This is a genomic window from Paraburkholderia solisilvae (assembly GCF_902859875.1).
Taxonomy (GTDB): domain Bacteria; phylum Pseudomonadota; class Gammaproteobacteria; order Burkholderiales; family Burkholderiaceae; genus Paraburkholderia; species Paraburkholderia solisilvae.
Map to the genome: position 1 here is coordinate 267,919 of NZ_CADIKF010000001.1, position 22,645 is coordinate 290,563.

General features: G+C 62.9%; 16 protein-coding genes. 7 read left to right on the forward strand and 9 right to left on the reverse strand.

The window, feature by feature from the left end:
• Window positions 1-4 precede the first annotated feature (4 nt).
• On the forward strand, window positions 5-1,456 hold the full coding sequence (locus HV675_RS01310; protein WP_175108923.1) for an aldehyde dehydrogenase family protein: 1,452 nt from the start codon (window positions 5-7) through the stop codon (window positions 1,454-1,456).
• A gap of 149 nt (window positions 1,457-1,605) precedes the next feature.
• Here HV675_RS01310 and HV675_RS01315 read toward each other — a convergent pair whose 3' ends face one another.
• Together HV675_RS01315 and HV675_RS01320 are read right to left on the reverse strand one after the other, a co-directional pair.
• Window positions 1,606-2,583: a 2-dehydropantoate 2-reductase gene (locus HV675_RS01315; protein WP_175108924.1), complete on the reverse strand. Its 978-nt coding sequence runs from the start codon at window positions 2,581-2,583 to the stop codon at window positions 1,606-1,608.
• 277 nt (window positions 2,584-2,860) lie between these two features.
• Entirely contained in the window at window positions 2,861-3,490 is a 630-nt protein-coding gene (locus tag HV675_RS01320; protein ID WP_175108925.1) for a LysE family translocator, read from the reverse strand.
• A 573-nt stretch (window positions 3,491-4,063) separates the two neighbouring features.
• On the opposite strand from HV675_RS01320, the gene HV675_RS01325 reads away from it, so the two are divergent.
• The 3 genes from HV675_RS01325 (at window position 4,064) to HV675_RS01335 (ending at window position 7,633) form a co-directional block, all read left to right on the forward strand.
• Window positions 4,064-5,320: a M23 family metallopeptidase gene (locus HV675_RS01325; protein WP_246270039.1), complete on the forward strand. Its 1,257-nt coding sequence runs from the start codon at window positions 4,064-4,066 to the stop codon at window positions 5,318-5,320.
• 184 nt (window positions 5,321-5,504) lie between these two features.
• The gene (locus tag HV675_RS01330) at window positions 5,505-5,813 is read left to right on the forward strand and encodes a hypothetical protein (protein ID WP_175108974.1); all 309 of its coding nucleotides are present in this window, start codon (window positions 5,505-5,507) and stop codon (window positions 5,811-5,813) included.
• 149 nt (window positions 5,814-5,962) lie between these two features.
• Window positions 5,963-7,633, forward strand: a complete 1,671-nt coding sequence (locus HV675_RS01335; RefSeq protein WP_175108926.1) for an acyl-CoA synthetase — start codon at window positions 5,963-5,965, stop codon at window positions 7,631-7,633.
• Here HV675_RS01335 and HV675_RS01340 read toward each other — a convergent pair.
• Complete coding sequence (locus tag HV675_RS01340) at window positions 7,608-8,246, reverse strand: LysE family translocator (RefSeq protein WP_175108927.1); 639 nt, start codon at window positions 8,244-8,246, stop codon at window positions 7,608-7,610. The genes HV675_RS01335 and HV675_RS01340 overlap by 26 nt on opposite strands.
• Window positions 8,247-8,769: 523 nt before the next feature.
• On the opposite strand from HV675_RS01340, the gene HV675_RS01345 reads away from it, so the two are divergent.
• Window positions 8,770-9,024: an H-NS histone family protein gene (locus HV675_RS01345; protein ID WP_175108928.1), complete on the forward strand. Its 255-nt coding sequence runs from the start codon at window positions 8,770-8,772 to the stop codon at window positions 9,022-9,024.
• A 339-nt stretch (window positions 9,025-9,363) separates the two neighbouring features.
• Here HV675_RS01345 and HV675_RS01350 read toward each other — a convergent pair whose 3' ends face one another.
• The 6 genes from HV675_RS01350 to HV675_RS01375 all read right to left on the reverse strand — a co-directional run bounded on the left by HV675_RS01350 (window position 9,364) and on the right by HV675_RS01375 (window position 17,430).
• Complete coding sequence (locus tag HV675_RS01350) at window positions 9,364-10,398, reverse strand: beta-ketoacyl-ACP synthase III (protein WP_175108929.1); 1,035 nt, start codon at window positions 10,396-10,398, stop codon at window positions 9,364-9,366.
• Window positions 10,399-10,431: 33 nt separating this feature from the next.
• Complete coding sequence (locus HV675_RS01355; protein ID WP_175108930.1) at window positions 10,432-10,776, reverse strand: acyl carrier protein; 345 nt, start codon at window positions 10,774-10,776, stop codon at window positions 10,432-10,434.
• 83 nt (window positions 10,777-10,859) lie between these two features.
• Complete coding sequence (locus HV675_RS01360) at window positions 10,860-11,324, reverse strand: MaoC family dehydratase (RefSeq protein ID WP_175108931.1); 465 nt, start codon at window positions 11,322-11,324, stop codon at window positions 10,860-10,862.
• An 8-nt stretch (window positions 11,325-11,332) separates the two neighbouring features.
• The gene (locus HV675_RS01365; protein ID WP_175108932.1) at window positions 11,333-15,253 is read right to left on the reverse strand and encodes a type I polyketide synthase; all 3,921 of its coding nucleotides are present in this window, start codon (window positions 15,251-15,253) and stop codon (window positions 11,333-11,335) included.
• Window positions 15,254-15,270: 17 nt separating this feature from the next.
• Window positions 15,271-16,533 carry a crotonyl-CoA carboxylase/reductase gene (ccrA, locus tag HV675_RS01370; RefSeq protein ID WP_246270042.1) on the reverse strand — a complete coding sequence of 421 codons (1,263 nt, stop codon included), beginning with the start codon at window positions 16,531-16,533 and terminating at the stop codon, window positions 15,271-15,273.
• A gap of 138 nt (window positions 16,534-16,671) precedes the next feature.
• Window positions 16,672-17,430 (reverse strand): glucose 1-dehydrogenase, encoded by a 759-nt coding sequence (locus HV675_RS01375; RefSeq protein ID WP_175108934.1) that lies wholly within the window; start codon window positions 17,428-17,430, stop codon window positions 16,672-16,674.
• Between the two features lie 640 nt (window positions 17,431-18,070).
• Between HV675_RS01375 and HV675_RS01380 the strand changes: the two genes are divergently transcribed.
• The gene (locus HV675_RS01380) at window positions 18,071-19,294 is read left to right on the forward strand and encodes a carboxymuconolactone decarboxylase family protein (RefSeq protein ID WP_246270044.1); all 1,224 of its coding nucleotides are present in this window, start codon (window positions 18,071-18,073) and stop codon (window positions 19,292-19,294) included.
• Window positions 19,295-19,634: 340 nt separating this feature from the next.
• Window positions 19,635-22,643 (forward strand): FAD-binding and (Fe-S)-binding domain-containing protein, encoded by a 3,009-nt coding sequence (locus tag HV675_RS01385; RefSeq protein WP_377700770.1) that lies wholly within the window; start codon window positions 19,635-19,637, stop codon window positions 22,641-22,643.
• Window positions 22,644-22,645: the final 2 nt, after the last annotated feature.

The following is a 22,645-nucleotide window of genomic DNA, read 5'->3' on the forward strand; positions in this document are numbered from 1 at the left end:
CACCATGGGCACTGAATCCGACCTTCCACGCCATGATCTGCTGATCAATGGAGAACGTGTGCCGCCGGCGAGCGGCGAATACTCGATCGATATCGACCCGGCCACCGAGCAGCCGATTGCACAGGTTGCACGCGGCAACGCTGCGGACGTCGACGCCGCGGTGCGTGCGGCGCGCGCCGCGCTACCGGTATGGAACGGCATACGCGCGGCCGAACGCGGGCGGATTCTCACGCGCTTCGCGGATCTGCTGCGCGCGAACCAGCAGGAAATTGCCGGCATCGAAAGCCTTGACGGCGGCAAGCCGATTGCGGGCGTTCTGCGCCAGGATATGCCTGCGGCGATCGACACGCTCGCGTACTACGCGGGCTGGTGCGACAAGATCAACGGCCAGGTGGTGCCGGTGCGGCCCGATGCGTTGACGTACACGGTACGTGAGCCGGTCGGCGTGGTTGCCGCCATCGTGCCGTGGAATTTCCCGCTGATGATCGGCATGTGGAAAATCGCGCCGGCGCTCGCATGCGGCTGCACGTTGATCGTAAAGCCCGCTGAGATCACGCCGCTGTCGGCGCTGCGCATCGCCGAACTCGCGCTCGAAGCGGGCGTGCCGCCTGGCGTGTTCAATGTTGTGACGGGCAAGGGCAGTGTGGTGGGCGATGCGCTCGTTGCGCATCCGGGCGTCGACAAGGTGACGTTCACAGGGTCGCCTTCGGTCGGCCGCGGAATTCTGCAGGGCGCGGCGAGCAACTTCAAGCGCGTCACACTCGAGCTCGGCGGCAAGTCGGCCAACGTGATCTTTCCGGACGCGAACCTCGATAACGCAGTGCGCGCGGCGGCATCGGGCGTGTTCTTCAACACGGGCCAGGTATGTTCGGCGGGCTCGCGGATTCTCGCGCATCGCGACGTCTACGACGACGTCGTCGAACGGCTTGCCGCGCGTGCGAAATCGATCAAGGTTGGTGACCCGGCACAGCGCGAAACAACGATGGGGCCGCTTATTTCTGCCGCGCAGATGAAGACCGTGCTCGGTTATGTCGACACCGGCAAGAGCGAAGGCGCATCGCTCGTGACGGGCGGCGCGCGGATCGGCGAGCGTGGCTTCTTCGTCGAGCCGACCGTGTTCGCGAATGTCGAGCACGAAATGCGCATCTCGCAGGAAGAGATCTTCGGACCGGTTGCGAGCGTGATCCGCTTCGACGACGAGGCAGACGCCATTCGCATGGCCAACGGCACGCTGTTTAGCCTCGCGGCCGGCGTATGGAGCGCCGATATCGGCCGCGTGCATCGCGTCGCACACGCGCTGAAAGCGGGTACCGTGTGGATCAATACGTACGGCTATACCGATGTGCGCCTGCCGTGGGGCGGCTCGGGCGATTCAGGGTTCGGGCGCGAACATGGCGATGTCGCGATCGAGAACTTCACCGAGCCTAAATCGATCTGGCTCGCCATCGGTCATTGACCGCGATGGACGGCTGAAAAGAAAAAGGATCGAACGCGGCGCTGAAGTGACCCCCAACGGTTGGATTCATGTCCAACTCCTGGGGGGCACTTCAACGCGCGTTCGATCCTTTTCTGGCGCGGCGGCGGGGCACGCCGCCGGGCAACCGGTCAATCGTTGCGCAGCGCCATCCGCTCGCGCATCTTGACGAGCGCGAGCACGACATCGATGGTCGGCGTCGGCTCGCCGACGAGGCGGCCCATTTCCTGCACGACAGTCAGCAGCGGATCGATTTCCATCGGCCGGCGGTTCTCGAGATCGACGAGCGTCGACGTCTTGTGCGCGCCGACCGCGCCGGCGCCGTCGATGCGTCGCTCGATATCGACACGAAAGCGCACGCCGAGCGGCTCGGCAATGCGTTGGGCTTCGGCCATCATCGTGCGGCACACATGGCGCGTGCCGGGGTCGCTCGCGAGCAGATCGAGCGTGGCGTGCGTGACGGCGCTGATCGGGTTGAAACACAGGTTGCCCCACAGCTTCAACCAGATTTCATCGCGGATGTTGTCGCGAACCGGCGCATCGAAGCCCGCTGCCTGCATCATGTCGTGAAGCGCCTGAATGCGCGGCGTACGCTCGCCGCTCGGCTCGCCGATCGGGAATTTCTTGCCGTATACGTGCTTGATTACGCCGGGCTCGATAATTTCCGCGGCCGGATAGAGCACACAACCGATCGCACGCTCCGGCCCGAGTTTGGTCCATTGCGTGCCGTCCGGATCGACGCTCGACAGACGCGTTCCCGCGAACTTGCCGCCATGCTGATGAAAGTACCAGTACGGGATGCCGTTCACGCCGGTAATCACAGCAGTATGTTTGCCGAGCAGCGGTTGCATCGCGTCGACGACAGCGGGCACCGAGTGCGCCTTGAGCGTAATGAGCACGTAGTCCTGCACGCCCAGTTCGCTCGGGTCGGAGGTGCAGCGCACGCGGGCCGACACCTCTTCGCCGTCCATCAACACACGCACGCCGTGTTCGCGCATGGCGGCAAGATGCGGGCCGCGTGCGACGAAGCTGACGTCCGCTCCGGCGCGCGCCAACTGCACGCCCATCAACCCTCCAATTGCCCCTGCTCCGAATACACAGATCTTCATGATGTTCGTCCCATGACATTGAAAACCCGCTTGCCCGCCGTGCCGGTCTGATGTTCCTGCCGATGCCGACACTCTGCGGTGCGTGCCGCGTGCGCGAAGCGCGCATGCAGCGTCACGCAACCGTAACGAGCGATATTGGGAGCATAGGGGGCGGCATCGATTGAGGACAGTTAAAGTTTCTCGCGAAATTCATTAGTCATTGCTTATGCATGCCTGGCAACGTGGGAATGTATCGCGATGCAACATGGCTTTCACAAGCCCTGTGCTGCCCGGCGTGTTAGCTTTGCGCGCGCCGCACGAGCAGAAAGCTCACGCCGATAGCGCCGAGGAACAGCGCGCAACAGCGGTTGAACCAGCGCCGCACCGCGGTACGCGTCAGCCATTTGCCGAGGTACATACCGGCTCCGGAGTAGAGCGCAATCGCGAGCCACTCGAGGACGAGAAAGCTTGCGCCGAGCACAGCGAACTGCGGCAGCATCGGCCTGGCGATATCGACGAACTGCGGCAAAAACGCGGTGAACACGAGAATCGCCTTCGGGTTGCCCGCTGCGACGAGGCACTCCTGCCGTGCGATACGCAGCAACGACGCATCCTGTCCTTCACTGCGTGTATCGAGCGGCGCGCCATCGCTGCGCCACAGCTGAATGGCGAGCCAGATCAGATAGGCGGCGCCGGCAAGCTTGATCGCAAGAAAAAACATTTCTGACGCGTGCAGCACGACGGCGAGACCGGTAGCCGCCAGCGTCAGCATCAGCGCGAATGCGACGAGGCGGCCCGTGCCGGCGACGAACGCCGTCATAAATCCATGTCGCGCGGCAACGTTGATCGACAACAGATTGTTCGGACCCGGCGCCATGTTGATGGCAAAGCATGCGGGCAGGAAAAAGAGCCAGGCGGTAAAGGACATGATGAGTGTGCGCGTCGATTGACGAGTGAAAAACCGCCTTGCGCGCCATGGCGCGGTGTGCGCGCCGGATTGCACAGGCGTTCCGAATTGTAGCGGCAGCGTAGGCGTTTTCTCGTCGCTTTCGTCTGTGCTGCAATGGTATGAATGTATGCAATAGCTCATACATCTCAGGATTTGTCCTATTTCCGCGGCACTCCTGCACCCCTAAACTGTCCGTTTCCTTTGCCGGGCTGCGCGGCGCGAAGAGGTGGATTCAGATGATGATATTCGCTGGCTGAATGCCGATTCACTTCGTTCGTCGTACGTCGCGCCGCTGCCGTGCGTTTTTCGCACAGCCGCTCACGCCCCGCAGCCTTCCTGTTTCGACTGCGAGATAACCACGTGACGGTACGCCTACGTTTCTCTCTCGCGCATCGGCAGCGCACGTCTTGCAAGACAGCGCGTCCTGCGCCTTTTAAGCCTCATCCGCTATTCGCCGCCGCCGGGCGTACAGCGCTTCTGATCGGCATCGCGGCCAGTTGCGGGTTGCCCGCCGCATCGGGTGCGCCGACGCTTGCCGCGGATCGCGCCCCGTTGCACGCAACGTCCGATACGATCGAGAGCGGCACGCCGCGCATCGAGGCGTTCACTGAATCTTCCAACCCTGCGGAGACACCCCAGCACGATGCGGACGCGTCCGCCGACGCGTCCGCCGACGCGTCCCGGACGCCGTTCGACATGGCCGATTTGCTGTGGGCGAGTCGCGGCAATGTACCCGTCCCGTCGGACACGACGCTGCGCTACGGCGCGCCGATTCTCGCATCGATGTGCGGCGCGGCACCCACACTGTGCGTGCCGGACGAGTATCTCGAAGCGGCGCGCGACGGCTCGCATTCGTCGAGTACGAACGGCACGGCAGATGGCCATGCCGACGGCGAGGCCAATCGCTTCCCACTCGCGGGCGCATCGCCGTGGATGAGCGCCGACTCGGCGGACTACGACCCCCGTTTTATCGCGCGCACGGGCCGCATCGAGAGCACGCTGCACGACGCGCTGACGCAGGCCGACTTGCCGGCCGACATCGTTGCACAAGCCGAGCGTCTCTTCGACGGACGGTTCGGCGCGAAGGCGGCCGCGTTGCCGGGTGACGGCTTTCGCCTCGTGTATGAACGCGGCGACCCAACGGATGCGGTGACCCGCCATCCACGCGTGACGGCCGTCGAAGTGCGGTTTGCCGACCGCACGTACACGGCGCTCTGGTTCGTCGCGCCCGGCAGTGCGCATGGCGAGTACTACACGTTCGACGGCAGTCTGCTGCCGGCCGAACCGTTCGCGATGCCGGTGAATTACGACCGGATCAGTTCGCCGTTCGGCGCACGGATGCACCCGGTGTCGGGCGAGCAGCAAATTCATACTGGAGTCGATCTGACCGCGCCCGTCGGCACGCCGGTGTTGTCGGCGGCGGCCGGGACGGTCGCGTTCGTCGGCGTGAGCAGCGGTTATGGCCGCAATGTCGTGATCGATCACGGCGACGGCTATACGACCTGTTACGCGCATCTTTCCGCATTCGCGCGCGGCCTTCATGCGGGCATGCAGGTCGCGCAAGGGGAGCGCATCGGCTCCGTCGGCCGTAGCGGCGTCGCGACCGGGCCGCACCTGCATTACGAGGTGCGGGTGGCGGATCGGCCGGTCGATCCGCTGACGTTGACCGAACGCGATTTTGCGCCGCCGCTCACGCCGGCGCAGCGTTTTGCGCTTACCCAGGCTGTCAGCACCGCGCACGAGCAGCTGGCGGCGATAGCCGATACCGGCACGCGTGTCGCTTCGGCACGGCCCGCGCCGTTCTTCTGAACGGTATTCGCCGGCAAGGCCTCATGGGCCTGATGCACTGGCGCGCCGGCGCGCCGTGAGCATCGAAATTTCCGTCCTCCTTATAAATCTGCGCTGCGCGCGGCATTCGCCGCCCGGCCGCAGGGGTGTTCGTTCCGCATCGCAGAAGTGCTACGATGCCCTGACGACGATGATGGAGGTGGAAATGGCGACCTATGCTATCGATGCCGTACGCATTAACCCCACGACCGACCGTGTCACCCATGTTCGCTGGGCGCTCGTCAACCCGAAAACGAACGAATGGTTGTCGCCGCACGAGATCGTGGAAGTCGCGGACGTCGTGCATGCCATCCACGCGGGAAATGCCGTCTGGTCGCTGTTCACGCTGGGCGGCATGAAGCTGCTCGGACCGAAGATCAAAACGGTTTCCCACACCGACGGCCGCGACGGTATCGATACCGACATTCCCGACGGCCACGTCGAAAAATTCATGGATGACCTGCCAAGGGTCTGATTCTCCGCTTGCCCGTATTATCGTGGCGCGCAACGAAGCGTTCGCCACACACGCGGAAACCGGCGCCGTTTGCAAAGCACGCGCATTGCGTCGCACAGCCAGGCAAAAAAGAGGCGGCACAACGGTGCGAGCGTTCGAGGAGAGACGCGATGACGCACATGTTCGACGAAGGTCTCGGCCGCCGCGACGCGAACTATGTGCCGCTTACGCCGATCGATTTCATCGCGCGGACCGCGGACATATACGGCGAACGTCCCGCGATGGTTCATGGCGATGTGCGGCGCACCTGGCGAGAAACCTACGAACGCGCGTGCCGTCTTGCAAGCGCGCTCCAACAGGCGGGCATCGGTCGCGGCGACACGGTGGCCGCGCTGCTGCCGAATATTCCGCCGATGCTCGAAGCGCACTTCGGCGTACCGATGGCCGGCGCCGTGCTCAATACGATCAACACGCGCCTCGACATCGCATCGATTCTGTTTATGCTGCGCCATGGCGAAGCGAAGCTGCTGATCGTCGACACCGAATTTGCCGCGCTCGCGCAGCGTGTCGCGCTGGAGTTGCCGGCGCTGCGTATCGTCAGTGTCAGCGATGCGCTGCCCGCCGACCCTCAAGCGTTCGCACGTGCGACCGATTACGAAGCATTCCTGCGCGACGGCGATCCGAGGTTCGCGTGGATGCCGCCCGTTGATGAATGGGATGCGATCGCGCTGAATTACACGTCGGGCACGACCGGAGACCCGAAGGGTGTGGTTTATCACCATCGCGGCGCGTACCTGAATGCGCTGAGCAACATCCTCGAATGGGATATGCCGAAGCATCCGGTGTATCTGTGGACGCTACCGCTTTTTCATTGCAACGGCTGGTGTTTTCCGTGGACCATCGCGGCGCGCGCGGGCGTCAATGTGTGCCTGCGCAAGTTCGATGCGAAGACAGTGTTCGATCTGATCCGCGACGAACGCGTGACGCATTACTGCGGCGCGCCCATCGTGCAGAGCGCGCTCGCGAATGCACCCGCGCAGTGGCGCGAAGGAATCAGGCATCAGGTGTCGACGATGGTGGCCGGCGCGCCGCCGTCGCCCGCGGTGATCGCGCGGATGAAGGAGATCGGTTTCGATCTCACGCACGTGTATGGCTTGACCGAAGTGTATGGGCCGGCGTCGGTGTGCGCGAAACAGCAGGGCTGGGACGCGCTCTGCGAAGACGACCGCGCCCGGATGAATGCGCGGCAGGGCGTGCGGTATCACCTGCAGGCCGCCGCGGCGGTGCTCGATCCGTCGACGCTCGAGCCGGTTCCTCGCGATGGGCAGACGCTCGGCGAAGTGATGTTTCGCGGCAATATCTGCATGAAGGGCTATTTGAAAAACGAGCGCGCGACGGACGAGGCATTTCGCGGCGGCTGGTTTCATACCGGCGATATCGGTGTGCTGATGCCGGACGGCTACTTCCGCATCACAGACAGAAGCAAAGACATCATTATCTCGGGCGGCGAGAATATTTCGAGTATCGAGGTGGAAGATGCGCTGTACCGGCACCCGGCAGTGTCGGTTGCGGCGGTGGTCGCCATGCCGGACCCGAAGTGGGGCGAAGTGCCGTGCGCGTTTGTCGAGCTGAAAGAGGGCGCGCAGGTATCGGCGGACGAAATCGTCGCGCATTGCCGCATATTGCTCGCGGGTTACAAGGTGCCCAAAGCCGTGTTCTTCGGTGAGTTGCCGAAAACCTCGACCGGCAAGATCCAGAAATTCGAACTGCGTGCGCGCGTCAAGTCGGCGCACGCAATCGATACCGCGGAACTCGTCAAAGCCCCGCGCGGTGCGCGGTGAAAATCAGCCGCAAGCCGAGTGCGGCGATTGCCGTGGCGGCGAGCCGGTCGATCGCCTTCTTTGCCTTCACGTAAAACTCGCGCGCATGGCGGCTCGAGAAAAACACGGCGACGACGGTGTACCAGCCGGCTTCGATCGCGAACACCGCGGGCGGCAACACCGCATAACACCATGCCGGCGGATGCTGCGGCAGCAGCGCGGCGAAGATACTGCCGTAGAAAATTGCCGTTTTCGGGTTACTCAGTTGAGTGGACAAGCCGACCCAGAACGAGCGCCGCGCGTCGGCACGAGCACTGGTCTTGATGCCGTCGAACGACAGCGGCGCGGCCGCGCCTCGCCAGATTTTCGACGCGATGTAGATCAGGTACAAACCTCCCGCAATCTTGAGGCTCACATAGAGCCACTCGACCGCCGCGAGCACCGTGTAGAGGCCCAAAAGCGCGATGCCGCTAAAGAACACGCCGCCGAAACCCATGCCGAGCGCGGTGGCCAGACCATCGCGGCGCGACAGGCCGATTGCATTGCGTGCAACGACGAGAAAGCTGGGGCCGGGACTCATGGCACCGATCAAGAGCGCGCCGAGAATGGCGGCGATGGCGGCCTGGGCTGTCATGGCGAGGTTCTCCTGAAGATACGTATCGGGACTTGCACGATAGCACGAGCCGAAATGACAGTCGCCCCAACTCTGTGCGCGAACGTGAAATTCCGTTTGGGCGTGCGAAGAAGCACTGGGCGAAACCGGCGCGCTGCCCGCAGACGTCGAGCCGGTGCGGCTCTCGCCGTTGCGCCGCACGATTGCGGCATATCTGGCGCGCCGTAAAATGAGTGTAGAATCGCAGGCAAATCAGAGAAGCAACCCGCGACGCACCAGGGTTCCATCAGCGAACGCTCGCACCAGCCATGCGGCACATGACTCACACACACGACTCATCTGACGCGAAAGGGCGATCACGGGCGCGCGTTCGCTGTCAGTCAAACGTGTTGGGCATGGCGTGTATTCCTGCATCGTCAGGGCCGCTAGCCGTGTCCATCAGATTCGTATAAGGGCTTCGCTGAATGGGCGAAGCCTTTATGTTTTATAACGCGCGCGGAATTCAATTCCGGCCGAATAAGTCCGGCCGCGATATCGATACTTTATGAAACAGCGAGAGGAACATCGATTGTTCGACGCCGACGGTGAGGCGCGCGAGCGGCTGATCGTCTGGATCAGGCGCCGCATGGACGAGTACGGCATTTCGATCGAAGATCTGGCGGCCGCGCTGACTGAAGATGCGGCCACCCCCAAATACCGCGACGCCTACGGCAACACATGGGACGGCAAGGGCGAGCGCCCCGACTGGCTCACGCGCGCTATCAACGCAGGTCAGGATATCGAGCATTTCCGCTGCTGAGCGAGACGTTTCGCGCGATCGTTGTGCATGCGTGCAGAACCGCATGCACGAAAAAAAAGCCCGCTTATGCGGGCCTTAAAAACTGCTAGGAGTTTCGTTGCGAGATAACTCGCAGCGAGACTGTACATCCGCAATATGAAAGCTGCGTGAATCCCGTTGGGGTGAACGGCGGCGACGCGCGCAAGGCATGCGCGCGGGCTGTCGGCCGCAACCGGGCTGGGTGACGCTTCCGTCCCCTTGCATTCCTGTGCCCCATTTGTGCAGCGTGACACGGGCGAGGCGGAGAAAGGGCGCACGCGAAAAGAGCACAGTTGACTCGCGCTTTCGGCTTGCGCATCGCTACCACCGGATCAACGCCGATCCCCAGGTAAAGCCGGATCCCATTGCCGCCGCGAGCACGAGATCGCCTGCCTTGATGCGGCCGTCATCGACCGCTTCGGCCAGCGCCAGCGGAATGGACGCCGCCGAGGTATTGCCATGGTGGTCGACGGTCAGCACGATTTTTTCTTTCGGCAGATGCAGCTTCTCCCCCAATGTCTCGACAATGCGCTGGTTGGCCTGGTGAGGAACGACCCAGTCCACGTCGTCCTGCGTGAAGCCGTTTGCGGCTAGCGCGTCCTGCGACGCTTGCGCCAGGTTTACCACTGCGTGCAGAAAAACTTCACGCCCGGCCAGGTGCATCTTTCCCGCGCTTTGCGTCGACGACGTTCCGCCGTCGGTGTAGATCTTGTCCTGATGCCGGCCATCCGAATACAGATGAGTCGACAGGATGCCGCCCGGTTCGCCGGCTTCGGCGTGCTCTGCACGCAACACCACCGCGCCGGCGCCGTCGCCAAAGAGCACGCAGCTATTACGGTCGTTCCAGTCGATGATGCGCGACATCGTCTCGGCGCCGATCACCAGTGCGGTGCGTGCCTGCCCGAGGCGCAGCATGTTGTCGGCGACCGCAAGTGCGTATACGAACCCGGAACAGACGGCCTGCACATCGAATGCGATGCCGCGGGTCATGCCGAGTTCAGCCTGCACGCGGGTGGCGGTCGAGGGCAGCGTGCGGTCCGGCGTGCACGTGGCCAGCACAATCAGATCGACGTCGGCGCCCGTCAGGCCGGCGCGTTCCAACGCGGAACCCGCTGCGCGAATGGCGAGATCGGACGTGTTTTCGCCGGCCGCAGCGATGCGTCGCTCCCTGATGCCGGTACGCTGGACGATCCACTCGTCCGACGTGTCGACCATCGCCGCCAGTTCATGGTTCGTCATTCTGCGATCGGGAAGCGCCGAACCGTAGCCGACCACACGCGAGATCCATCCGGCGGCCGCCGTTCGGTTGAAATGCCGTGCAGGCCGTTGGTCGTGAAGACCGATCGCATCCGTCATTTTTGAGTACCCCAGTCGAGCTCGATGAGATGACTACCAGTCGGTAGCGTTGGCAGCGGGTTGCTGCTGCGTCACGCCGTTGCCGGACCTGGTTTCCACAACGGGCCCGAGCCGACCGACAAGATAGTCGGCAAGCGAAGCGAAAGTCGGATAGTCGTATAAAACCGTCTCGTCGACCTTGATGCCCAGTTTCTCTTCGAGGAAAAAGGCCAGTTCCACGGAGTGCAGCGAGTCGAATCCTGCATCGGAGAACGTCTGGTTGAGATCCGCCGGTACTTTCAGATCGCGCGACTCGGTCCACTCGCCGATCCATGACATGATTTTTTCGGCAGTCACGCTGACGCCGTTCGCGGATGAAGTTTCAAGTTCGCTGCTCATAGCGCACTCCGAGGGGTTGAGATAAGTTGAAGTAAAGGTGAAGCCAACGTAGCGAACCACAAACGGCTAAAAGTGAACGATCTTCACGTTTCGACAATCGGCAACGATGCCTTATCGTCGATCCTGGATGTCGTCGCCATCACCAGCGCGCGACCCGATATGACAATCTGCCCGGCCACCTTGCAGACCGTGCTCAATACCACCCGGCGCTTCGCCGGGTCGATTTCCGACACGCTGACCGCGGCGACCACGGTTTCCCCCAGTCTGACCGGTCTGACGAACTTCAGGTCTTGCGACAGATAGATCGAACCCGGCCCGGGAAGCCGGCTGGCGATGGCCGCGGAGATGACGCTCGCGCTCAGCATGCCGTGCACGATCCGGCCGCCGAACTGCGTTGCACGTGCATACTGCTCGTCGAGGTGAACCGGGTTCCTGTCGCCGCACGCGTGGGCAAACAGCAGCACGTCGCGCTCCACAAGCGTCTTGCAATACGTTGCGCTCATCCCGACAAACAGATCTTCGATGTGGTAACCGCCGAACTCGTTCATTCTGGTTCCTATGCTTGCGTCACACGCAGCAGATGCTGATCGTCGTTTGTTTCGCCATTCAAGAAGTGCGCGACGCGCAGAACAGACGGGCTGCGAACGATCGAGTTATGGTCGTCATCGAAGACGTTCACGGTAATCTTCCCTTGGGTCAGCAGGCGCAGATGCTCAGTGACCTGCTCGCTGGACGCCCCGGCATGATTTCGCGCAGCCAGTGCATAGGTAATGCGCGTACGCACCTGCTGCGGCCGGTGCATCGACGCGGCGGCCGCACTTGACGCATGGAGTCGCGCGATATGCGCGAATACGCCGGCATCCGCACGACGGCGCACGTCGGCGAGGTAAAAGTCCTGATCGAGAAGGGCGTCGAAGCGAGCATCCGCCAGCAGCCTGTCGACGAGGCGCGGACCGTCGTCGCCATCGAGTTCGCCGACAATCTGCCTGAGCCGCACAGCGAAGCCGCTTGCGGCAGACGGGCTGTCGATCATCAGCAGCGGCGGCGCAACGATGCCGTCCGACTCCCACTGCGCCGCCATTTCATGTGCAAGCAGGCCGCCGAACGACCATCCGCCGAGCAGATCCGGAACCCGGCCGACCGCGTTGACCAATGCACGTCGGTAGAGCGAAGCCAGTTGCGCGATCGACAGGTACGCCACTTCCCGATCCTGATCCGCGTACGGATGACGGATCGCGACGACGGCAGGATCGCCGGGCCAGATCGCGGCCAGGTCCTGATAACAGAGAACATCCCCGCCGACCGGATGCACGAGTGCGATGACAGGTCCATCTCCGTCGCGCAACGACACCACAAGCGGGCGTTCGTCGATCTCCGTGTGCGCGCCGGCGGGTGGCTCGGCTTGAGCGGATCGATGGAGCACGGAAGGTGCCGCAGCGACACCCGTTTCGCTCGTCGAACGCCATCCCGGCGACGCGAAATAGCCAGCCAGCGACGCTAACGACGCGCCTCTCGCGAGCATCGACATCGGCGGCATTTTTCCGAACGCTTGATGTAGACGCACGCGCAATTCCGTCAACGCGAGCGAGTCCATGCCTTGCTGCACGAGGGGCAACGCGTTTGCGAGCGAGACGTTGTTCGTCGCGACCGACGCAGCGATAGCGCGGATCTGTTCGAGCAGCGCTTGCCTGTCTTCGGCCGCGGAGAAATTCGCTTCTCCGCGTTCAGCCGGATCGATACGCGTCGATGCGTGCGTGACGGCACTGTCGATGTCGGCTATCGCCTGCTGAAGCGCTGCGGTGTTGCGGCCGTGCGTAACCGGCTTGCGATCCGGGAACGGCAGTTCAAACCTCTCGCGATCGAACGGATAAGTGGGGAGGTCCGCGGGCGTGGGCGCATTGCCGTAGAGCTTTCCCCAATCGATGGTGCGTCCCACGCTATAAAGGCGGGCACACGCATGCGCGAAGCCGGTCAATTCGGGCTCTTCGTCGTCGTCCGGCCCGTCGGCCAGCGACGACACCGCACACTGCCAGTCGCCCTCCGCGGCGCGCGCGAGTTTCGAAAGCGCCGCTCCGGGTCCGGCTTCCAGAAACGTGGTATTGCCGTCAGCCGCGGCATGTAACGCGTGATGGAATCTCACCGGTTGCTCGACGAGATCCAACCAGTGCTCCGCGCTCGCGATGCTGCCCGTTGCGAGTTGCCCGGTCAGCGTCGATATGATCGGAATTCGCGCAGGCGCGAACCTCAACGGCTGCAACGCGCTTCGAAACGCGTCGCGCATCGTTTTGAGCATCGGCGAATGCCCGGGCGTATCGTAGGTCTTCAGCAAAGAGACGCGCTTGCCCAGCGCCACCATCGCATTTTCAACCTTGGCCACCGCGTCGCGCGTTCCGCTCACGACGGTCTGCTCGGGTCCGTTGATACCCGCGATAAACAGGTTCGTACCGAATTCGAACTGTGCGGACAGCTCGTCGACGCTGGCGGAAACGGCCAGCATCGCGCCTGCAGGCGTGTGCGAATCGAACAGTCTGCCGCGCGCCTCGACGGCCTTCAGACCGTCGGCGAGCGTCATCACGCCACCGATGACCGCCGCCACATGCTCGCCGAGCGAATGACCGATCAGAAGGTCAGGCATCTGGCCCAACTCGATCCAGGTGCGGGCCAGCGAAAAGCAGACGATGAAGTGCGCGAGCTGGCCAGGATGGTGGCGAACGGACGACGGGTCGCGTCCGTTGACCGCATCCAGCACGTCACGCGCCGTGCTCTCATCGAGTTCCCGGAAGCACGAGTCGGCGAAGCTGCGGAACACCGAATTGCCGGCGTACAGTTGCGCGCCGATACCCGGCTGCCAGGCGCCCTGGCCTGGAAAGAGAAATGCCAGCCGCCGCTTCTTCGGCATGTCGCCCGCGTGCCATTTTCCGGAAGCTTCGGAGGCCAGAAAGTCGTCGATGGCGGCTACGAAATCGTCGTTGCTTGCGCCGACCAGCGCGAGCCGATGATCGAAATGATCGCGTTTGACGCTTGCCGTGTAGCAGATGTCGCGCAACGGCATTGCGTGGTTGCGCAGCATGGCCGCGTACGCGCCTGCGAGTCGCCGTACCGCATTCGGCGATCGCGCCGACAGCGTCAGAACACGTTCACGCATCATGCCCGGGGCGGGGGGCGGCTCGTTCTCATGAGCGGCCAGGACCAGATGCACATTCGTGCCGGTAATGCCAAAGCCGCTGACGCCGACCATCGGGCGCTCGCCCTCGAGCGCCGTGCCATGCCGCGGAATCTCGAGCTGGGCGCCTTCCCAGCGAAACCGCGGATTCGGGTTCGCAAAGTTCACCTGGGGCGGCACATGGCGGTGACGCAGTATCAGGATCGCCTTGATCAGGCTGGCCATTCCCGCGGCGCCCTCGAGGTGTCCGACCTGCGATTTGACAGACCCGACAAGCATCGGACGCTGCCGCTCGACCGGGCGGGTATAGACGTTACGAAGCGCCGACAGCTCGATCGGGTCGCCTAGCGAGGTTCCCGTGCCATGCGCCTCGACATACGACACGGCTTCGGGATGCACGCCGGCCCGTGCGATTGCCCGCCTGATGACCGATTCCTGCGCCGCGCCGTTCGGTGCGGTCAGACCGTTGCTGGCGCCGTCGCTGTTGATGGCCGACCCGGCCAGCACGGCGTCGATGCGGTCGCCTTGCTCGAGTGCGTCATCGAGCCGTTTGATGACGATCGCACCGCCTCCTTCGCCGCGGATGTAACCGTCGGCTGCAGCGTCGAATGGCCGGCAGTGTCCGGTGGGCGACATGGCCTGAAGGCGCGCCACGCCGATGGTTTCCTCCGGTCCGAGAATCAGGTTTACGCCGCCGGCGATCGCGATGTCGCAGTCGCCGGCGCGCAAGCTCTGCGCCGCAAGATGCACGGCCACCAGTGACGACGAGCAGGTGGTGTCGACGAATATCGCGGGCCCGCTGAAGCCCATCACGTGCGCCACCCGCCCGGGCGCCATGGCCCGCAGATTGCCGAGCTTCGAGTAGGTGGTGATGCCGTGCGGGTCGCCGGACCAGATCGTTCTGCGTCCGTAATCGGCCTCGCCGGTGGTCATGAAAAGTCCGACCTGCTTGCCGCGCAGCTGGCTCGGCACCAGACCTGCGTTCTCGAGCGCGGTCCACGTCAGTTCGAGCATCCACCGCTGCTGCGGGTCCATTTCCAGCGCTTCGGCCGCGGACGTGCGAAAGAATTGATGGTCGAAGAAAAAGGGATCGTCGACGTAGCCCGCGACACGCGAATACGTTTTGCCGGGTTCATCCGGGTCCGGCGAATAGAAGGCCGCGATATCGAAACGATCGGAAGGCGTGTCGCAAATCGCCGAACGCCCCGAATTGAGAAACGACCAGTACGCCGCCGCAGTGGAACTTCCACCGGGAAACCGGAACGACATGCCGATGATGGCGAGTTGTCCGGCAGCTGCATTCGCTTGGCTCATATCAGTGTCAACCTCATTCAGCGCCGCTGCGCGGCGTCGCGATCTTCACTGCTGTTCGCCTGCACCAGCACGGCCATATTGCCCGGCAGATGCTGATTCGTGCGCATCTTGGCGTGCGCCTGCGGCAACTGGCTCCACGGAAACACTTCCGACAGACACGGATCGATGCGACCGTCGATCACAAGGCGGTTTGCTTCCGCAGCTTGCTTCAGATTGGCGAAATGGCTGCCCTGGATGCGCTTCTGACGCATCCAGATGTAGCGCGCGTCACATGTGAGGTCGTAACCGCTCGTCGCCGCACAGAAGACCACCATGCCGCCGCGCTTCACGACATAGCAGGAGGCAGCGAACGTATTGCGGCCCGGATGTTCGAACACCATGTCGACGTCGCGCTTTTCGCCGAGCGCTTGCCAGATGGCCTTGCCGAATGTCTTCACGCTATCGATGTATGCGGCGTATCCGGCGCCCGAGTCGACCGGCGGCGGCGCACCCCAGCAGGAAAACTGCGAGCGGTTGATCACCCCTACCGCGCCGAGTCGCTTGACGAATTCCGTTTTCGAATCGTCCGACACCACGGCCACCGGACGCGCGCCGGCCAATGCCGCGAGCTGGATGGCCATCGAGCCGAGGCCGCCTGCCGCGCCCCAGACGAGCACCGATTGCCCCGGTCTCAACCCATGCGGCTCGTGGCCGAACAGCATGCGATAAGCGGTGGCAAGCGTCAGTGTGTAGCAGGCGCTGGCCGACCAGCTCAGGTGTTTCGGACGCGGCATCAATTGCGTTGCCTGGATTCGCGCAAATTGCGCGAACGACCCGTATGAGGTCTCGTAGCCCCAGATGCGTTGCGAAGGCGAGAGCATCGGATCGCCTCCGTTGCACTCTTCGTCCTGGCCGTCGACCTGCGAGCAATGCGCGATCACCTCGTCGCCGACCTTCCACTGCCTGACATGGCTCCCGACCGCCCAGACGATGCCCGATGCGTCCGAGCCGGCGATATGGTACGGATCCTGATGCAGGTCGAGGACCGAGAACGGTTGGCCCAATGCGGCCCACACGCCGTTGTAGTTGACGCCGGCTGCCATGACGAGAATCAGCACCTCATTGGGACCGATGGCCGGCACACTGACGATTTCCCGCGTCAGCGCCGTTTGCGGCTCGCCGTGGTTTTCGCGGCGAATCGTCCACGCATGCATCCTGTCCGGCACCACGCCCAAGGGGATCGGGGCGCCGATTTCAAAAATGTCCGGGCGGCCGCCTCGTGCATCAATGCGAGGTTCCAACAGATCGGTATCCATAACGTTCCTGTTTGAGCCGGTTGCGTCGCGCGATCTTCGCCGGCAACCGAATGAGCGCCCGATAGCGCTGTTTCACCGGACCTGCGTGGCGGCAGTGCCGGGTGCTGTTTCACACGTCACGCGTCAGATGGCCGCCATCCCGCCGTCCACGGATAGCGCGGTAGCCGTAATAAAGGACGATGCATCGCTCGCAAGAAACAGCACGGCTTGCGCGATCTCATCCAGCGTGCCCAGCCTGCCCACCGGATGAAGCGCCTTGATCTGGTCGGTCTGGCGCGTTTCTTCGAGAAAGTTTTCGACCATCGCCGTGGCAACGAAAGCAGGGCAGATCGCATTGACCCTGATGTGCAGCTTCGCGTATTCGAGTGCGGCCGCTTTCGTGAGCCCGATGATTCCCGCTTTGGACGCGTGATACGCGCATCCGCCGAACGCGGACGCGATGACGCCGTATGTCGACGACATGTTCACGATTGCCCCTCCGCCCGCCTTGAGCATCTCGGGAATCTCATGTTTCATCGACAGGAACATTCCCTTCAGGTTGACGTCGTTCACGAAGTTCCACGTCGACTCGTCGGTCTCGGCAACCGGTTTGCCGAACACCTCGACGCCTGCATTGTTGAACGCCACGTCGAGCTTCCCGAACGCATCCACGGTTCGCGCGACCGCGTTCGCACAGTCATCGGCCTTCGAGACGTCTGTCTTGATGAAGATTGCCTCTCCGCCCGCCTGACGGATCTGTTCGACGACACGCTGCCCAGCATCTTGCCGCCGGGCCGCAACGGCGACCTTCGCGCCTTCCGCTGCAAATAGCAAAGCCGTGGTTTCGCCGATTCCAGCGTTGCCCCCGGTGACAAGGGCCACCTTTTCCCGAAGCCTTAACAAAATTGCTCTCCCGTTTATAGTGACAACGATGTTCGACTGAATCCAGCCTCGCTAGTGAAGATGGGGCTTGACCGCTTTGTGCCCGGCACTGGCTGAAATGAGTTACGCCGATTGTATTGGCTGCCGTATTTTTAACAATCGCAGTTCACAAAAATTCATAATTGAATTTGTGTGCGAGATGCTTATCCTGGTTGTGTGAAATGTCCAGGATTCCGATATTGAATAATCACGTTATGCGGGAGCGCGTGCCTGACTGGCGTGAAGTCTCGTTGACCATCGAGGCGCCATGCTGTCGTGTGACAAAAGTTCAGTTTTGACTTCTGGCGATCGGGTAGGATGCCTTTGAGTTCCTTGGGCAGGCGCTTTTCGGGATGACGCCCGGCAAGGGCGTGAGCACCAGAAGCAACCGATGTTGCGCGACACCGCTGGCAAAGTCATTGTGCGCCGGCGTAAAAAACACTGAGTCGCCCACTGAATCCGATCAATTCTATTTGATCGACGTATAGGATTTTTTTAACAGGAAAAATTGTCGAAGCGGAATGTGCATTACTGAAAGTGTTTTTTGGTAATTTACATTTAATTTCCATACCACATCGTCGCTATGCGGACCACTACGGAACTAACCTCGGGCAGAGCCGACATGATCGAACATGACAAATCGCTACACGACGTGGGAATGGCCGTTATCCATGCAATTGGAGATGCCGGTTTCGACAGCCTCAGTTCGGCATTGGATGGCCTCGATCCAGGCTTCAGGCGTCTGCTTGTCGAAGGTGCGTACGCGGGAATTATCGCGAGGCCTAACCTCGCCCTGAAGCACCGCGAACTCATTACCGTTGCCGTGCTGACCACGATGGGCAATGCCGAATCTGCGCTCAAGTATCACGCTGCCGGTATGTTGAACACCGGGTGGAGCGCTGACGAGTTGCTCGAAACGGTGTTGCATACACTTGTGTACGCAGGTGTCCCAACCACCGTGGCCGCCGTCCGGATTGTGTCGAAGGTCTTTTCTGAGCGTGGCATCGAGATCGGGCATGAGATGCGCCCGGCGCCGCGACGCGCTGAACGTTGCGACCCGCATGTCGCATGGCTGGTCACGCGTGAAAGCGAGCGGTCAGGTGCATTGTCCGCGCAAGTGCACGACGACTTCACGAAGCGCGTGTATGCAGCGGCCTGGAGCAGATCCGCATTGAGCCTCAAGGATCGCCAGCTCGCTACGTTGGCGGTTGCGATTGCGCAGGAAAATCAGCCTGATGCCGTCCGGCTGCATCTTGACGCATGCTTGCGGATCGGCTGGACGCGCAGCGAGCTGACGGAGGTCCTGATTCAGCTTACCGGCTATATCGGCTGGCCGCTGATTTTGCCGATCACCCGCATGGCACTGGACGTATTCGAGAGAACCGCAAAAGAGGGCTTGTCCCAAGCCCGGTCAGCGGATGAGCCGACGGAAGAGAAAACCGAAGGGAACACCGAGGAAGCGATTGAAGGGCTGGCCGTTTCGCGCTTATCGGTCAGCGGACAGTTTGCGTTGAGCTTACCGGAGGGACTTGCGCAAATATCCCCCGTTGTCGCTCGCTATCTTGAAGACCTCGGATTAGTCGGGTACGTTTACGAGTCGGCTGAAGAGACGAAGGCCCGGCGGTTGACCGACATAGCCTGTCTGGCATGCGTTGCAAGACAGGCCGATGCAGAAATGTTGTCCGAACATGTGAAAGACGCGCTGTCTTCAGGCGCATCAAAGCGGGAAATCGTCGAAGCTATCCTGAGAGCATTGCCTCACGCCGGCGTGTTTGCGACACGGCATGGGCTGGACATGGCGACAAAGGTGTTCGAGGAAATGGCACACGCGGACCTCCCCGCGTAAAGAGCCGTCCCCGCTTCGAGGAACAGAAAAACGGCCGACGTACCGGGGCCACACCGGCTTGCCGCAGGCCGCGTAACGACGCATTGCCTTCAGGCACGGCGGCATTTGCGCGTATCCTTTGTCCATTGGGGTTTCGCATCGCCGGACGCTACCCGTTCGACCGGCCCGGCATGACCGGGCCGCGCATGACGGGGCATCGTCACGATGAAGGCTGGGCGGCTCCTCGGCAGCCCGCATCAGCGAGGACAGAGTGAATTCAATCGAAGAACAGCTTACGGATGAAGCATCACGCGCGCGCGGCGCGCGCCCGGCAACCTCGCCGTTCAACAGCAGCGCGGCCGTGCTGCAGCGGCTCGAAGCCGATCTGCGGCAGCATGTGCGCGGCGAAGTGCGTTTCGATCAGGGCTCGAAAGCGCTCTATGCCGCCGACGCGTCGAACTATCGGCAAGTGCCGATCGCGGTCGTCGTGCCGCGCGATATCGACGATCTGATCGCGACGCTTGGCGCGTGCCAACGCAACGACGTGCCGTTCCTGCCGCGCGGCGGCGGCACCTCGCAAAGCGGGCAGTGCGTGAACGTCGCGGTGGTTGCGGACGCAAGCAAATTCGTCAACCGTATTGTGTCGGTCGACCCGGCGCAACGCACGGCGATCGTCGAACCCGGGGTGGTCTGCGACACGTTGCGCGACGCGGCCGAGCAGCACGGCCTCACGTTCGCGCCGGACCCTGCCACCCATAGCCGCTGCACGCTCGGTGGCATGATCGGCAACAACTCGTGCGGCGCGCACTCGGTGATGGCCGGCAAGACGGTCGAGAACATCGAGGCGCTCGAAGTGCTGACCTACGATGGCGCGCGCTTCTGGGTCGGCCCGACTTCCGAAGAGGAACTCGCGCGCATCATCGCGGCGGGCGGCCGCCAGGGGGAAATCTATGCAGCGCTCAAGACATTGCGCGACCGGTACGCGGATTTGATTCGCGCAAAATTCCCGCAGATCAAACGCCGCGTGTCCGGCTTCAATCTCGATCAACTGCTGCCTGAAAACGGCTTCAACGTGGCGCGCGCGCTGGTCGGCACCGAAGGCACCTGCGCGGTGACGCTGCAGGCAAAGGTCCGTCTCGTGCATAGCCCGGCGCAGCGCGTGCTGCTGGTCGTCGGCTTCGACAATATTTACGTTGCCGCAGACGCCGTGCCGCATTTCATGCGCTTCAGGCCGATCGCGATCGAAGGCCTCGACCGCGTGATGATTCGCGGCTTGCAGGCGCGCGGGCTGAAGGCGGAGGAAATCGCGCTGCTGCCGCCAGGCGACGCATGGGTGGTGCTCGAATTCGGCGCCGATACGCAGGAAGCGGCGATCGAGGCCGCGCAGGCGGCGGCGCGTTATTTCGAAGCAGGCGAGGCCGGTCCGAATGTGTCGACGAAGCGTGTCGACACGCGCGCGTTGCAGAACAAGGTGTGGTCGATTCGCGAGACCGGTGCGTCCGCGGTCGCGTTGACGATCGAGCCCGGCAGTCCCGACCCGGTGGTCGGCTGGGAGGACGCAGCGGTCGATCCGATGCGCCTTGGCGATTATCTGCGCGCGTTCCAGGCGCTCGTCGACCGTTACGGTTACCAGACCTCGCTGTATGGCCACTTCGGCGACGGCTGCGTGCACGCCCGCATTACCTTCGATCTGCGCACACCCGAAAGCATCGGCACATGGCGCCAGTTCCTGCGCGAAGCGGCGCATCTGGTGGTCGAGTTCGGCGGCTCGCTGTCCGGCGAGCACGGCGACGGCCAGGCCAAGGCCGAATTCCTGCCGGTCATGTACGGCGCGGAACTGATGCAGGCGATGGAACGATTCAAGGCGATCTGGGATCCGGCTCAACGGATGAATCCGGGCAAGGTGGTCCATCCGTACCGCGTCGATGAGAACTTGCGGATGGGACCGGCCTATCGGCCTGTCACGCTGCAAACGAAGCTGACTTTCACGAGCCGCGAAGGCGATGGCTTTCAGCGTGCAGTCGAACGCTGCATCGGCATGGGCAAATGCCGTTCGCTCGAAGGCGGCACGATGTGCCCGAGCTATCGCGCGTCGCGCGAAGAGGCATATTCGACGCGCGGGCGCGCCCATCTGTTCTGGGAGATGCTGCAAGGCGAGACGATCAAGGGCGGCTGGCAAAGCGAGGAAATTCGCGATGCGCTCGATACCTGCCTTGCCTGCAAGGGCTGCAAATCCGATTGTCCGACGCACACCGATATGGCGTCATATAAGGCCGAGTTCCTGTCGCACTACTACGAGACGCATCGCCGTCCGCGACAGGCGCTGTTCATGGGGCGCATCGGCGAATGGGCGCCGCTTGCCGCACGCTTCGCGCCGCTCGCGAACCTGATGACTTCCGCGCCGCTCGTCGGGCCGCTCGGAAAATGGGTGGCGGGCATTGCGCAGGCGCGCAGGCTGCCTGCGTTCGCACGCCGCACGTACCGGCAGATTGCGCGGCAACAACAGCAGTCTGCGACATCGCGCGGCGCGCGTGATGCGCGCGATGCATCGGCAAAGAAGGTGATTCTGTGGGTCGATACGTTCAACGATCATTTCTCTCCGGACATTGCGTCGGCTGCCGCCGACGTACTGACGCGCCTGGGCTTTCAGGTCGTCCTGCCGAAAAAGCGTCTGTGCTGCGGCCGGCCGCTCTATGACTACGGCCTGCTCGATCGCGCGCGCGAACTGCTCGTGAATGTGCTCGACGATCTCGCCGGCGAGATCGCCGCGGGGGTGCCGCTCGTCGGCCTCGAACCGGGTTGCCTGTCGGTATTCAAGGATGAGTTGCTCAAGCAGTTGCCCGACAGCGACGCGGCGCGGCGCCTGTCCGCGCAGACCTTCCTGTTTTCGGATTTTGTCGCGCGTCAGCCGTTCGATTGGCCGGCCCTGGATGCACAGGTGATCGTGCACGGCCACTGTCATCAGAAGGCGCTATTCGGTATGCAAGGCGATACCGCGCTGCTCGAGCGCCTCGGCGTGCAGTGGAAGCTGCTCGATACCGGCTGTTGCGGGATGGCCGGATCGTTCGGCTTCAACGAAGCGCACTATGCGATGTCGGAGAAAATCGGCGAAGACAAGCTGTTTCCGGCAGTGCGCGCCGCGTCTGAACAGACCATCGTGCTGACCAACGGCTTTAGCTGCCGCGAGCAGATCGAGCACGGCACCGGCCGGCAGGCGCTGCATATCGCGCAACTCGCGCAGCGGGCGCTGGTGGGGGCGTCGCGCGACGGTGCTGTGCGGGGCGCCGCCGGCGCCGGCGAAGCAGGCACGAACGAAGCGGGCACGGGTGGCGCACGGCGCGAGGCCGGTTCTGCCGCTGTGTCTCACTGAAC

Coding starts and splice junctions, on each gene's coding strand:
- HV675_RS01340 (WP_175108927.1), bottom strand. CDS start 8,246: ATGACAGCCCAGGCCGCCATCGCCGCCATTCTCGGCGCGCTCTTGATC.
- HV675_RS01320 (WP_175108925.1), bottom strand. CDS start 3,490: ATGTCCTTTACCGCCTGGCTCTTTTTCCTGCCCGCATGCTTTGCCATC.
- HV675_RS01310 (WP_175108923.1), top strand. CDS start 5: ATGGGCACTGAATCCGACCTTCCACGCCATGATCTGCTGATCAATGGA.
- HV675_RS01335 (WP_175108926.1), top strand. CDS start 5,963: ATGACGCACATGTTCGACGAAGGTCTCGGCCGCCGCGACGCGAACTAT.
- HV675_RS01380 (WP_246270044.1), top strand. CDS start 18,071: ATGATCGAACATGACAAATCGCTACACGACGTGGGAATGGCCGTTATC.
- HV675_RS01360 (WP_175108931.1), bottom strand. CDS start 11,324: ATGAACGAGTTCGGCGGTTACCACATCGAAGATCTGTTTGTCGGGATG.
- HV675_RS01355 (WP_175108930.1), bottom strand. CDS start 10,776: ATGAGCAGCGAACTTGAAACTTCATCCGCGAACGGCGTCAGCGTGACT.
- HV675_RS01350 (WP_175108929.1), bottom strand. CDS start 10,398: ATGACGGATGCGATCGGTCTTCACGACCAACGGCCTGCACGGCATTTC.
- HV675_RS01345 (WP_175108928.1), top strand. CDS start 8,770: ATGAAACAGCGAGAGGAACATCGATTGTTCGACGCCGACGGTGAGGCG.
- HV675_RS01330 (WP_175108974.1), top strand. CDS start 5,505: ATGGCGACCTATGCTATCGATGCCGTACGCATTAACCCCACGACCGAC.
- HV675_RS01315 (WP_175108924.1), bottom strand. CDS start 2,583: ATGAAGATCTGTGTATTCGGAGCAGGGGCAATTGGAGGGTTGATGGGC.
- HV675_RS01365 (WP_175108932.1), bottom strand. CDS start 15,253: ATGAGCCAAGCGAATGCAGCTGCCGGACAACTCGCCATCATCGGCATG.